Annotated in this window: 13 protein-coding genes, 2 rRNA genes and 1 riboswitch; all 15 genes read right to left on the bottom strand. The window is 55.5% G+C overall.

Features of this window, described 5'->3' with window-relative positions; translation table 11 throughout:
• Positions 1-7: 7 nt before the first annotated feature.
• Complete coding sequence (gene purD / locus EVJ32_RS03520) at positions 8-1,261, bottom strand: phosphoribosylamine--glycine ligase (RefSeq protein WP_131456676.1); 1,254 nt, start codon at positions 1,259-1,261, stop codon at positions 8-10.
• A gap of 13 nt (positions 1,262-1,274) precedes the next feature.
• Positions 1,275-2,795, bottom strand: coding sequence for a bifunctional phosphoribosylaminoimidazolecarboxamide formyltransferase/IMP cyclohydrolase (purH, locus tag EVJ32_RS03515; protein WP_131456674.1), 1,521 nt, complete (start codon positions 2,793-2,795; stop codon positions 1,275-1,277).
• The gene (gene purN, locus EVJ32_RS03510; protein WP_071399056.1) at positions 2,792-3,370 is read right to left on the bottom strand and encodes a phosphoribosylglycinamide formyltransferase; all 579 of its coding nucleotides are present in this window, start codon (positions 3,368-3,370) and stop codon (positions 2,792-2,794) included. Before purN ends, purH begins: the two co-directional genes overlap by 4 nt.
• Positions 3,367-4,401 (bottom strand): phosphoribosylformylglycinamidine cyclo-ligase, encoded by a 1,035-nt coding sequence (gene purM, locus EVJ32_RS03505; protein WP_131456672.1) that lies wholly within the window; start codon positions 4,399-4,401, stop codon positions 3,367-3,369. Before purM ends, purN begins: the two co-directional genes overlap by 4 nt.
• Before the next feature lie 12 nt (positions 4,402-4,413).
• Positions 4,414-5,823 carry an amidophosphoribosyltransferase gene (gene purF / locus EVJ32_RS03500; protein ID WP_131456670.1) on the bottom strand — a complete coding sequence of 470 codons (1,410 nt, stop codon included), beginning with the start codon at positions 5,821-5,823 and terminating at the stop codon, positions 4,414-4,416.
• A complete protein-coding gene (gene purL / locus EVJ32_RS03495) occupies positions 5,799-8,018 on the bottom strand; it encodes a phosphoribosylformylglycinamidine synthase subunit PurL (RefSeq protein WP_131456668.1) in 2,220 nt (739 codons plus the stop codon). The genes purF and purL overlap by 25 nt, the downstream gene beginning before the upstream one ends.
• Complete coding sequence (gene purQ / locus EVJ32_RS03490) at positions 8,002-8,682, bottom strand: phosphoribosylformylglycinamidine synthase subunit PurQ (RefSeq protein WP_070328802.1); 681 nt, start codon at positions 8,680-8,682, stop codon at positions 8,002-8,004. Before purQ ends, purL begins: the two co-directional genes overlap by 17 nt.
• Positions 8,679-8,921, bottom strand: a complete 243-nt coding sequence (gene purS, locus EVJ32_RS03485; RefSeq protein WP_021065194.1) for a phosphoribosylformylglycinamidine synthase subunit PurS — start codon at positions 8,919-8,921, stop codon at positions 8,679-8,681. Before purS ends, purQ begins: the two co-directional genes overlap by 4 nt.
• A complete protein-coding gene (gene purC / locus EVJ32_RS03480) occupies positions 8,918-9,622 on the bottom strand; it encodes a phosphoribosylaminoimidazolesuccinocarboxamide synthase (protein ID WP_131456666.1) in 705 nt (234 codons plus the stop codon). Before purC ends, purS begins: the two co-directional genes overlap by 4 nt.
• Before the next feature lie 48 nt (positions 9,623-9,670).
• Positions 9,671-10,963 (bottom strand): adenylosuccinate lyase, encoded by a 1,293-nt coding sequence (gene purB / locus EVJ32_RS03475; protein ID WP_131441204.1) that lies wholly within the window; start codon positions 10,961-10,963, stop codon positions 9,671-9,673.
• The gene (gene purK, locus EVJ32_RS03470) at positions 10,960-12,054 is read right to left on the bottom strand and encodes a 5-(carboxyamino)imidazole ribonucleotide synthase (RefSeq protein WP_131456664.1); all 1,095 of its coding nucleotides are present in this window, start codon (positions 12,052-12,054) and stop codon (positions 10,960-10,962) included. The genes purB and purK overlap by 4 nt, the downstream gene beginning before the upstream one ends.
• Complete coding sequence (gene purE, locus EVJ32_RS03465; RefSeq protein WP_131441206.1) at positions 12,054-12,542, bottom strand: 5-(carboxyamino)imidazole ribonucleotide mutase; 489 nt, start codon at positions 12,540-12,542, stop codon at positions 12,054-12,056. Before purE ends, purK begins: the two co-directional genes overlap by 1 nt.
• A 69-nt stretch (positions 12,543-12,611) precedes the next feature.
• A riboswitch (purine riboswitch) is annotated at positions 12,612-12,713 on the bottom strand.
• Between the two features lie 141 nt (positions 12,714-12,854).
• Positions 12,855-13,046, bottom strand: a complete 192-nt coding sequence (locus EVJ32_RS03460; RefSeq protein ID WP_034809046.1) for an NETI motif-containing protein — start codon at positions 13,044-13,046, stop codon at positions 12,855-12,857.
• 85 nt (positions 13,047-13,131) lie between these two features.
• Positions 13,132-13,247: ribosomal RNA gene (rrf, locus tag EVJ32_RS03455) — 5S ribosomal RNA — on the bottom strand.
• Positions 13,248-13,298: 51 nt separating this feature from the next.
• A 23S ribosomal RNA gene (locus EVJ32_RS03450) occupies positions 13,299-13,421 on the bottom strand; the annotation flags it as partial.

Here is a 13,421-nt window from a genome sequence, read left to right as displayed (position 1 = left end):
CCATCCTTTAAAAAATCCGCGCCAGCGCCCGTCCGCCGATATCTCGACGATGGAACGTTTGCGGTAATGTTAACTTTTCGAGCGCGTCGTAAACGGCTGTCTTCGCTTCAAGCAAGGTCGGTTTCGTCGACGTGATGACGAACAGTCGCCCACCGTTCCCGACGATGTGACTTCCTTCGCGCGTCGTCCCAGCATGAAACACGAGCACATCTTTCGGTAAGCGCTCAAAACCTGAGAGCACTTGCCCCGTCGTTGCTTGTTCCGGATAACCGGCGGCCGCGACGACGACACCAATCGTATACCCGTCAAGCCATTCAATCGCATACGGTCGTTTAGCGATGACCGCCTCGATGACGTCAAGGAGCGGCGATGCCAAGTTCGGGAGGATGACTTCGGTTTCCGGGTCACCGAACCGGGCGTTGAACTCGATCACTTTCGGTCCGTCTTCCGTCAGAATCAGACCCGCATATAAGAATCCTTCGAACGGCGTCCCCCGCTCCACCATCGCCCGCGCGAGCGGGACGAGCACACGCTCCACCGACTCCATATAAACGGCTTCTTCTAAATGCGGCATCGGGCTATACGCCCCCATCCCGCCCGTGTTCGGTCCTTTGTCCCCGTCGAAAGCGCGCTTATGGTCTTGCGACGTGATCATCGGGATGACGTGTTCACCGGAGACGAACGCCATGAGTGAAAACTCTTCCCCGTCCAAAAATTCTTCGATGACGACGCGTGACTGGTCACCGAACTTGTCGGTCGTGAAGATGTCATGAATCGCCGCACGTGCCTCATCGAGCGAGAAGGCGACCGTGACCCCTTTACCGGCTGCGAGACCGTCCGCTTTGACGACGAGCGGTGCCCCGATTGACTCAATATAAGCGAGCGCCGCTTCCGCTTCCATGAACGTCTCATAAGCTGCCGTCGGGATGTTCGCTTCACGCATGATTTCTTTGGCGAACGCTTTGCTGCCTTCTAGCAACGCCGCTGCTTTCGTCGGTCCAAAGATGCGTCGTCCGCTCGCGTTGAACGCATCAACGACACCCGCCATGAGCGCTGACTCAGGACCGACGATCGTCCAATCGATGTCTTCGGTCTCTGCGAAGCGGACGAGTGCGGTGACGTCCGTCTCTTCAATCGGCACACACGTCACACCGTCCATGTTCAAGTTACCCGGGGCGACGAATACGTCATGCCCGTCTTGTCTCAACTTCCATGCGAGCGCGTGTTCACGGCCGCCGCGGCCAATGACGAGTACGTTCATCCTCTTGCTCCTCTCAATGTTTGAAATGTCGGACTGAAGTGAACACCATCGTAATGCCGTGACGGTTCGCCGCTTCAATCGACTCGTCGTCCCGAATCGAACCACCTGGCTGGATGATGGCCGTAATGCCGGCTGCAGCTGCAGCTTCGACCGTATCGCCCATCGGGAAGAACGCGTCGCTACCAAGCGCGGCACCGACTGCACGATCCCCTGCCTGTTCGAAAGCGATTTTCGCCGCACCGACCCGGTTCATCTGTCCGGCACCGATGCCGATCGTCGTCTCGTCTTTCGCCACGACGATTGCGTTTGATTTCACGTGTTTGACGACACGCCACGCGAGCTTCAAGTCTTCCCATTCGGCCGCCGTCGGACGACGGTCGGTCACGATTTGGCACGAAGCATCGTCGAGCGTCATATCGTCGCCGTCTTGGACGAGGAGACCGCCCGCGACTGCCGTCAGACGCATGCCTGTCATCTGCCCCATCTCAAGCGTCAATAGACGTAAATTCTTTTTCTCTTTCAATCGGTCAAGTGCTGCCTCGCTAAAGGATGGGGCAATGACGATCTCTAAGAAGATGTTGCGGAGCGCTTCTGCCGTCTCGAGGTCGACTTCACGATTGAGGGCGACGATGCCGCCGAAAATCGAGACCGGGTCGGCCGCATGGGCGCGAGCGAACGCTTGGCTGATCGTCCGACCGACAGCGACGCCGCATGGATTCATATGTTTGACGACGACCGCTGCCGGTTCCGTCAACTCGCTGAGCGCCTCGAGCGCCGCGTTCGTATCTTGGATGTTGTTATACGAGAGTTCTTTGCCGTGCAGTTGCACCGCATCGGCGAGCGTCATGCCGTCATAGAGCGGTGTCTTATAGAACGCCGCCTGTTGGTGCGGGTTCTCCCCGTAACGAAGGTCTTGGACTTTTTCGTACGTGACCGTCAGCTGTTCTGGGAACGTTTCGCCGATTTGCTGACCTAAATAGTCGGCAATCAAGGCGTCGTACGCTGCCGTATGACGGAACGCCCTCAAAGCGAGTCGTTGCCGCGTCTCAAACGACGTACCGCCATTCTGAATCTCTGCGGCAACGTTGCCGTAGTCGGCCGGGTCGACGACGACCGTCACGCTCGCATGGTTTTTCGCGGCTGAACGGAGCATGCTCGGGCCGCCGATATCGATGTTTTCAATCGCCTCTTCATACGTCGCGTTCTCTTTCGCGATTGTCTCTTTGAACGGATACAAGTTGACGACGACGTAGTCGATCGGCTCAATGTGGTGATGTTTCATCTGTTCGACGTGTGAGTCTAAATCACGGCGTCCGAGCAGACCGCCATGGACGAGCGGATGGAGCGTCTTGACACGTCCGTCGAGCATCTCGGGGAACGATGTCACTTCCGAAATATTTTTCACGGGCAGTCCGGCCGCGACGAGTGCCGCTTCCGTCCCGCCTGTCGAGATGAGTTCGATGCCCGCTTCGTGCAAGACGCGCGCAAGTTCGACGATACCTGTTTTATCTGACACACTCAGTAATGCTCTCACTTGAAAACCTCCTGTTGGTTCAACACTTGTTGTAATACGCGTGGATAGAGTTGGTGTTCGATCGCTTGAATCCGGTGGGCCGCCTCGATGCGGTCACATCCCGCGATGTCGACTTCTTCTTGCGCGATGATTGGACCCGTGTCCATCCCGGCGTCGACGTAATGGACGGTGACACCGCTCGTCGACACGTTCGCGGCAAGCGCTTGACCGATTGCGTCTTTTCCTGGGAAGGCCGGCAAGAGCGACGGATGGATGTTGATGATCCGACCCGGATACGCCGCGAGCAGCACATCCCCGATTAAACGCATATAACCCGCCAAGACGATATAGTCGACGTGTAGCGCTTCTAACAGAACGAGCAGCTCCCACTCAAACTCTGACTTTGACGCATACGCCTTCGGCTCGAATGAGAACGTCTGGATATGATGACGGTCTGCCCGCTCGAGCACTTTCGCCTCAGGCTTATCCGTGACGAGGAGCATACACTGTCCACTCAGCTCGCCGCGCTCAATCGCTTCCCAAATCGCTTCGGCGTTGCTCCCAGATCCAGAGGCGAAGATAGCGAACCGCTTCACTGGTCGACCCCCATAATCCGGACGCCTGGTTTCGCTTCGACTTTGCCGATCCGATGCAACGTTTCGCCGACCCGTTCGAGCGCGGCTTGTACCGTGTCGACGTCTTCGGGACGTACCGTGATCATGAAGCCGATTCCCATATTGAACACGTTGAACATCTCTTGCTTCGACACGTGGCCGACTTGTTCGAGCCAGTCGAATACCGGCAGGCTCGGCCAGCTTGATGCGTCAAACGTGACACCAAGACCTTCAGGCAGCATGCGCGGCACGTTCTCATAGAAACCGCCGCCAGTGATGTGGGCCATCCCTTGGACGAGTCCGGTCGAAATGGCCGCTTTCGCCGCTTCCGAATAGATGCGGGTCGGTAGCAATAATGCGTTCCCGAGCGTCGTATCGAGCATCGCGATTTCATCCGTGTACTCGAGCCCTTGCGCCTCGACGATGTGACGGACGAGTGAGAAACCGTTCGAATGGACACCTGACGAAGCTAACCCTAGAACGATGTCCCCCGCTTCGATCGTCCGTCCATCGATGAGTAGCTCTTTCTCGACGACACCGACGGCAAATCCGGCGATATCGTACTCCCCGTCCGGATACATGCCCGGCATCTCGGCCGTCTCGCCGCCGACGAGGGCACACCCTGCTTGGACGCAGCCTTCGGCCACACCCGCGACAATGCGTTCGAGCTTCGCCGGTTCCGCTTTTCCGGTCGCGATATAGTCTAAGAAGTAGAGCGGTTCGGCTCCGTGGACGAGACAGTCGTTGACACACATCGCCACGCAATCGATTCCAATCGTATCATGTTGGTCGAGCGCGAACGCGAGTTTTAGCTTCGTGCCGACCCCGTCCGTCCCGCTCACGAGGATCGGATGTTTCAATTGCATCGAGCCGAGATCGATCATCGCCCCGAAACTGCCAAGTCCGGTCATCACTTCTGGACGCATCGTCCGTGCGACGTGACGCTTCATGCGTGACACCGCTTCATAACCTGCCTCTAAATTCACACCCGCTTGTTCATATCTTAAACTCATCGTCAGTCCCCCTCAAGCTTTTGTCTCTGTCACAAGTTCCGCCAGTTCAGTTGGATAAAGTCCGGTGAAGCAAGCGGCACACTGCCCGCGCAAGTTTCCTTCGAACGGTCGGCCGATTGCTTCGACCGTACCGTCTAATGTGAGGAACGCTAATGAGTCGGCCCCGATCTCTTGTTTAATCTCTTCGATCGATTTGGTGGCCGCGATCAACTCGTCCTTTGATGATGTATCGATACCGTAATAGCACGGATGTTTGATCGGTGGTGACGTGATGCGCACATGTACTTCGGTTGCCCCGGCTTCCCGCAGCAACTTGACGATGCGACGGCTCGTCGTACCACGGACGATCGAATCATCGACCATGATGACACGCTTGCCGTTGACGACCCCACGTAGCGCCGACAGCTTCATCTTGACGCCACGCTCACGCAATTCTTGTGACGGCTGGATGAACGTCCGCCCGACGTAACGGTTTTTGATGAGACCCATCTCGTACGGGATCCCGCTCGCCTCGGCGTACCCGATGGCTGCCGAGATGCTCGAGTCCGGGACACCGGTCACGACATCCGCCTCGACCGGTGCCTCGTTGAACATCTTTTTCCCCATCGCCTTACGGGCCGTATGGACGTTGATGCCGTCGATGATCGAGTCTGGCCGCGAGAAGTAGATGTATTCCATTGAACACATCGCCCGGACCGCTGCTTCACTGTAACGTTCTGAGACGATTCCGTCTTTCGTGATCATCAACAGTTCGCCCGGTTCGACGTCACGTACGTACGTCGCCCCCACGACGTCGAACGCGCACGTCTCTGAAGCGAACACGAACGCCCCGTCTTCAGTCTTTCCGAGCGAGAGGGGACGCAAACCATGGACGTCGACGCCGACGTAAATCGCGTCTTCCGTCAAGAAAAGAAACGCGAACGCGCCGACGAGACGCGCCAAGCTGTCCGAGATCCGCTCTTTCAATGAGTTGCCGCGGCTCCGTTTGATTAAGTGGGCGACGACTTCCGTGTCAGACGTCGTCTGAAAGATTGCCCCTTCCGCCTCGAGCATATGCTTCAACTCGTTGGCGTTGACGAGGTTGCCGTTATGCGCCATCGCAAGGTCCCCGGTGAGCGATTTGAAATGGAGCGGTTGGACGTTCTCAAGCGTGTTGCCGCCCGCGGTCGAATAACGGACGTGACCGATGGCGTGATGTCCGGTCAGGGCATCGAGTGACGGCTCGTCGAACACTTCGGCGACGAGACCGAGCCCGCGTTTCGCATGCAGGCGTTCACCGTCGGCCGTGACGATACCCGTCCCTTCCTGACCTCGGTGTTGCAGGCTGTGCAGTCCGTAGTAGGCGAGGTGTGACGCTTCGTGGTGATTGAACACCCCGAACACCCCACACTCCTCGTTCATGCCTCGGATGTCATATAACATGGAATAGCTCCTTCCCATACACGTTCAAGTTCAGTGACGTCCATTTCAATTAACCGATCGCTCGAGCGGACCGTCAGTTGCGTCGCTTCGGTCACTTGACCGATTCGTGTCGCCTTCGTCAGTTTGGCGAACGTGTCCGCGTAAATTGGCGCGACCGTGACGAGGAAGCGCGACTGTGACTCGCTGAACAGTGTCGTCACGAGATCCGTGTCGACGCTGACGTCTGCACCGAGCCCCGTGCCGAACACGAGCTCAGGAAGTGCCGCCGCTAAGCCACCTTCTGACACGTCGTGAGCTGCCGTGACAAGTCCTTGACGGATTGCCGTGAGCAGCGCTTGCTGGTGACGGCTCTCGATCTCGAGGTCGAGCGTCGGTGCTTGTCCGCTCACTTTTCCGTCTTGCAACATTTGTAGCGCACTGCCGCCAAATTCAGGCTTCGTATCGCCGAGAAGGAAGATGACATCTCCAGCTGTCTTGGCGTGTGACGTCGTGATATGTTCCGGCTTCGTGATTAAACCGACCATGCCGACGACCGGTGTCGGGTAGATCGCCGTCCCGTTCGACTCGTTATAAAGCGAGACGTTCCCGCCGATGACCGGTGTGTCGAGTGCCAAACACGCCTCGGCCATACCTTCGACGGCTTGGTCGAGCTGCCAGAACCCTTCCGGTTTGTCCGGACTCCCAAAGTTCAGGCAATCGGTGAGTGCGAGTGGCTCGGCACCGCTCGCGATGATGTTGCGCGCCGCTTCAGCGACCGCGATGGCACCGCCGACGCGCGGGTCGAGGTAGACATACTTCGCGTTACAGTCGGTCGTCATCGCGAGCGACTTGTCCGTGTCACGGATTCGGATGACGGCCGCGTCGCTACCTGGTGCGACGACGGTCGACGTTTGGACCATATGGTCATATTGCTCGTACACCCAGCGTTTCGAAGCAATCGTCGGCATCGCGAGGACGTCTTTCCACGTCGCGAGCACGTCTGTGACGACCGGTTGAACCGGTGTCATCGCTTGGAACGCCTCGTAGTATGCTGGAACTTTTGACGGTTTATGATAAACTGGCGCATCTTCCGCGAGCGCGTCGACCGGCACTTCAGCGGCTACTTCGCCGTGATGGACGAGACGGAGCACTTTCTGTTCGATGACTTCGCCGATCTTGATCGCATGAAGTCCCCACTTCGTGACGATCGCTTCGATCTCGTCTTCGTGTCCTGCCTTGACGACGAGGAGCATCCGTTCTTGTGACTCGGACAACATCATCTCGTAAGGCGTCATATCTGCCTCACGTTGTGGGACGAGGTCGAGGTTCATCTCGATACCCATGCCCGCTTTCGATGCCATCTCGGCCGAAGACGACGTGAGACCGGCCGCACCCATGTCTTGAATGCCGACGAGGGCCGGATGTTTGATGACTTCAAGACACGCCTCGATCAACAACTTCTCCATGAACGGGTCGCCGACTTGGACGGCCGGGCGTTTCTCATCGGCGTCTTCGCCGAGCTCTTCAGAGGCGAACGTGGCGCCGTGAATGCCGTCGCGTCCCGTTGTCGCCCCGACGTACATGACCGAGTTGCCGACCCCCTCGGCGATCCCTTTTTGAATGTCTTCGTGGCGGATGAGGCCGACACACATCGCGTTGACGAGCGGGTTGCCGGCGTAGGCCGGGTCGAACGCGACTTCTCCGCCGACCGTCGGGATGCCGACACAGTTGCCGTAGCCGGCGATGCCGGAGACGACATGGCCGAAGAGATGTTTCACACGTGATTCGTTCAAATCTCCGAAGCGGAGCGAGTTGAGGAGTGCGACCGGACGTGCGCCCATCGAGAAGATGTCGCGGATGATCCCGCCGACACCTGTCGCCGCACCTTGATACGGCTCGATGGCCGACGGGTGGTTATGGCTCTCGATTTTGAAGGCGACCGCCTGACCATCGCCGATATCGACGATTCCAGCCCCTTCACCGGGTCCTTGAAGGACGTGTTTTCCGGTCGTCGGGAATTTACGGAGCACTGGCTTCGAGTTTTTGTACGAACAGTGTTCAGACCACATGACCGAGAATAAACCGATCTCGGTGTAGTTCGGGTCACGGCCTAAGAGCGAGACGACGAGTGCGTATTCGTCGTCAGTGAGCCCCATTGTGGCATACAGTCTTTGTTCACGGATGTGCGTCGCTGTCGGTTCAGTTGTAAGTAACATGTCGTGTCCCCCATTTTACAATCGAAGTGAATAACCGTTTGCCGTCTTCTCCGCCGAGCATCGCCTCGACCGCTCGTTCCGGGTGCGGCATCATGCCGAGCACGTTTCCTTGTGCGTTCGTGATGCCCGCGATGTTCGCGACCGATCCGTTCGGGTTGTCTGTGTAGGTGAAAGCGATCTGGCCGTTCGTTCGCAGTGTCTCGAGTGTTGCTTCGTCACAGTAGTAGTTGCCTTCTCCATGTGCGATCGGGACGCGAATCGTCTCGCCCACCGCATAGTCGCTCGTAAACATCGTCTCGTTCGTCTCGACTTTCAGTTCGACCGTCTTGCACATGAACTTCAAATCACGGTTGCGCATCAATACGCCGGGTAGGAGTCCTGCCTCGACGAGCACTTGGAACCCGTTGCAGACGCCGAGTACCGGACGTCCCTCTTCAGCGAATCGCTTCACCTCACTCATAATCGGTGAGAACTGGGCGATCGCGCCGCAACGCAAGTAGTCCCCGTATGAGAAGCCACCTGGTAACAGCACACCATCAAAACCGACAAGTGACGTCTCCGTGTGGAATACATATTCCGCTTCTTCCCCGAGCACGTCTTTGACCGCATGATACATGTCGAGGTCACAGTTTGATCCCGGGAAGACGATGACTGCGAACCTCATGCGAGTACCCCCATCTCGATCCGATAGTTCTCGATGACCGTGTTGACGAGCAATTTCTCGCACATGTCACGGACCATCGCCTCGGTCGTCTCGTCTGCGACTTGAAGTTCGATGACTTTACCGATTCGTACCGATTCGACGCCTGTGAAGCCGAGATGCTCGAGTCCGCCTTTGACGGCGACGCCTTGTGGGTCAAGTACACTTTCACGTAATGTCACGTACACGTTCACTTTTTTCATTGGTCAGTTCCCCCTATGCGTGTTAACAATTGGCCGTACGTCTCTGTCAGTGATCCGAGGTCTCTGCGGAACACGTCTTTGTCGAGCTTTTGTTTCGTCTCTTTATCCCACAGGCGACACGTGTCGGGCGAAATCTCATCGGCGAGAATGATCGTGTCATCGAGTTTACCGAACTCAAGTTTAAAGTCGATCAAATCGATACCGTGTCCATCGAAGAAGTCGAGCAAGACATCGTTCACCCATAACCCGAGTTGTCGCAATGTTTCGACTTCTTTGTGTGTGGTGACTTGCAGTAAACGGATATGGTCCTCAGTTAAAAGCGGATCTCCGAGTGCGTCATCTTTATAGTAGAACTCGACGATCGGCGACAACAGTGGCGTTCCTTCTTCCCAGCCGAGCCGTTTAGCGAGACTCCCTGCGGCGACGTTGCGTACGACGACTTCGAGCGGAATGATGTCGACGCGGCGTACGAGCTGCTCGCGGTCTGACAGTTTCTTGATGAAGTGGGTCGGAATCTTGTTGTCGTGCATGAGCTCGAACAAACGCGTCGTGATGGCGTTGTTCAACACGCCTTTCCCTGCAATCGATTGTTTTTTCTCTCCGTTGAATGCCGTCGCGTCATCTTTATAGTAGACACGGAGCACACCTTGTTCTTCTGTCTCGTATAACGCTTTCGCCTTACCTTCGTAGATTGCTTCCATCTGTATCGTCCCCCTTTAAAGTGAGAGGGGCATAGCGCCCCTCAACGATCACAAACCACAGCGTTCAAAGATTGTATCGACACGACGTACGTGATGGCTCGGGTCGAACAAATCATCGAGTTCGTCACTCGTAAAGAGTGCGCCCATCTCGGCATCTTGCTCGATCAACGTCCGGAACATCGTCTCTTCTTCCCACGCTTGCATCGCTTTCGGTTGGACCGCGTCATAGGCGGCTTCACGTGACCAGCCTTTCTCGATCAAGGCGAGCAGGATGCGTTGTGAGAAGATGATGCCGAACGTCCGGTCCATGTTGCGGCGCATGTTGTCCGGGAACACCGTCAAGTTCTTCACGATGTTGCCGAAGCGGTTGAGCATGTAGTTCAGAAGGCCGGTCGCGTCCGGGAGGATGATCCGTTCCGCTGACGAGTGCGAGATATCGCGTTCGTGCCAAAGCGGGACGTTCTCATATGCCGTCACCATATGACCGCGAATCACGCGGGCGAGTCCCGTCATGTTCTCCGAACCGATCGGGTTACGTTTATGCGGCATCGCCGACGAACCTTTTTGGCCTTTGGCGAAAAACTCTTCGACCTCACGTGTCTCTGTTTTTTGAAGGCCGCGGATCTCGGTCGCCATTTTCTCGATGGATGTGGCGATCAAAGCAAGCGTCGACATGTACTCGGCGTGGCGGTCACGCTGTAACGTCTGTGTCGAGATCGGGGCTGCTTGAATCCCTAACTTGTCACACACATACGACTCGATGAACGGGTCGATGTTTGCGAACGTCCCGACGGCGCCGCTCATTTTTCCAAACTCGATCGTCTCGCGTGCGGCCATGAACCGTTTCTTGTTTCGCTTCATCTCTTCGTACCAGAGTGCGAGTTTCAAACCGAACGTCGTCGGTTCTGCGTGGACTCCGTGTGTACGACCCATCATGATGTCATATTTGTGGGCTTTCGCTTTCTCGGCGAGGATGTCGATGAAGCGATCGATATCGGCTTCAAGGATGTCATTCGCTTGTTTGATCAAGTACGATAGCGCCGTATCGACGACATCGGTCGACGTGAGACCGTAATGGACCCATTTCTTCTCGTCTCCGAGCGTCTCTGAGACGGCCCGTGTGAAGGCGATGACGTCATGGCGCGTCTCCTGCTCGATCTCAAGGATACGCTCGACATCGAATGATGCCTTGTCCCATAATACGTTGACGTCCTCTTTCGGGATGACGCCTAGTTCGCTCCACGCCTCGCAAGCGTAAAGCTCTACTTTGAGCCATGCATCAAACTTGTTCTCATCTGTCCAAATCGCCGCCATCTCGGGACGGGTGTAACGTGAAATCATAAAACGGTCTCCTTCCAAATTGCCAGTTGTTCGATGGTGTGAAGCGCGTCCTCGACGGTACTGCCGAGCACGTTCAAGTGCCCCATTTTCCGTCCGGGTTTCGCTTCTTCTTTTCCATACAGATGTAGTTTAACATTCGATGGTAACGTTTGTGGGTTCACTTTATCCATATGTTCGCCGAGCAGATTGACCATGACGACCGGTGTGTACTGAGTCGTCCGTCCGAGTGACATGCCCGTAATCGCGCGGATGTGTTGTTCGAACTGTGACGTCTCGCATGCATCAAGCGTATAGTGTCCTGAATTGTGAGGACGTGGCGCGAGCTCATTCACGTATAGCTCGCCGTCTTCCATCACGAACAGTTCGACGGCGAGCGTACCGATCAATCCAACATGGTCAGCGAGCTGAAGTGCTAAATGGCGCGCATCTTCTAGAATGTCCATGTCAAGCCGGGCCGGAACGATCGATAAATGTAATATATTATTTTGATGGATGTTTTCACTGATTGGGAATGTTGTCGTCTCATGTGCGCCTCTCGTCACGATGACCGAGATTTCTTTTCGGAATGGCAACCACGCCTCGGCGACATATTCATCTTCATTGAACTGTTCTATGAACGCGCGTACGTCTTGTGATGTCTGGAGCACGGTTTGCCCTTTCCCGTCATAACCGAAGCGGCATGTTTTGATGACCAATGGGAGTCCTAGCAAATCTTCGGCCCGGTAAACGTCCCGTACCGATCGGACCGGCACGTAAGGTGCGACATGCAATCCGGCCGCCTCGATCATCTGTTTTTCGAACAGACGATGCTGCGTCGCTGTTAACACGTCCATCCCTTGCGGACATTTATCGGCAATCGCCTCAATCATCGCTGAGTCGATATTTTCAAATTCGTACGTGACGATGTCCGAACGGCCTGCTAGTTCTTTTGCCGCTGAGATGTCGTCGAACCCGGCGACGATACTCGGTGCGACTTGGGCTGCCGGAGCCGTCGGGTTCGGGTCGAGACTGAGCGTCTCGTAACCCATTGCGCTCGCACTGAGTGACATCATCCGCCCTAACTGTCCTCCGCCTAATATCCCGATTCTCATTAGACGAGTTCCTCCGTTCCGCGCAGCGCCATGTCTCGTTTTTGTTGACGATACGTTTCTAGACGATCGATGACTTCAGGGAATTGAAGACTGAGAATTTGAGCGGCAAACAGTCCGGCGTTTGTCGCTCCGGCTTTTCCGATGGCGACCGTTGCGACAGGAACACCTGCTGGCATCTGAACGATTGACAGTAACGAATCAAGTCCGTTCAGTGCTTTCGATTGAATCGGGACTCCGATGACCGGAAGCGTCGTCTTCGCTGCTACCATACCCGGAAGGTGGGCTGCCCCGCCTGCACCGGCGATGATGACGTGTATCCCTCGTTCCCGAGCCGCTTCGGCGTATTGGAACATCAAGTCCGGCGTTCGATGCGCGGAGACGACTTGCTTTTCGTATGGAATGTCTAACTCTTCTAGCGCGTCGCACGCATGCTTCATCGTCTCCCAGTCAGAAGAACTTCCCATGATCACACCTACTGTTGCCTTCACATCAACGTCCCCCTTAAATAAAGAAATCCCTAAACTGATTAAACAGTTTAGGGTATAGGCCATGACAAAAAAATGTCGGCTATACCCCATAGTCTGATCAGAATCGGTGATCAGGTAGAAACTTGCAAGCCATTTCCTTGCGATTATATGGAGCAATATTTGATTTTCTTAACTCACAAGCCTATCGTACCTCGTTCTTTGAAAATATGTCAACAAACAGCGAACAATTTAATTGTCTGAATATTTATCGTTCGTCTTTACGATGTTTTTACAAAAACAAAAAAACCGCCACGCATTCGTGACGGTTTGGCATTATGGTTTGAGAGCGACGCACTCAAATAAGATTGATTGATGAGAATGAACAGGTTCGTCTTTGGTTCCCGTTTTTTCAAAGACAGGCTTTTCAATCCTTCGTACCGGGCGATACCCCATTTGAGCGATTCGGTCTAAACACTCACCGACTGTCTCGTTTGGCTCGACGTATACTTTGATTTTCTTGGCCATCTGTTATTCCTCTCCTTCATTTGAGTCACGATACAAAATACAAAAAAGCGGCGGCCCTTGAGCGAATGCTCCAGAACCACCGTTTGCCTGGCGACGTCCTATCCTCACAGGGGGAGACCCCCAACTACTTTCGGCGCTGAAGCGCTTAACTTCCGTGTTCGGCATGGGAACGGGTGTGGCCGCTTCGCTATCGCCACCAGACAAGGGAATTGTTCCCTGAAAACTGAAGACTCATCAAGTTCAAACCGTTTCTAGATCAAAGCCTCGACCGATTAGTATCATTCAGCTCCACACGTCGCCGTGCTTCCACCCATGACCTATCTACCTCATCGTCTCTGAGGGGTCTTTCTTGATTGCTCAAAGGGAAATCTCATC

The organism is Exiguobacterium sp. SH5S4 (assembly GCF_004337045.1).
In the GTDB taxonomy this organism is placed as follows: Bacteria; Bacillota; Bacilli; order Exiguobacteriales; family Exiguobacteriaceae; genus Exiguobacterium; species Exiguobacterium aurantiacum_A.
This window is presented reverse-complemented; position numbering and strand designations above follow the sequence as displayed.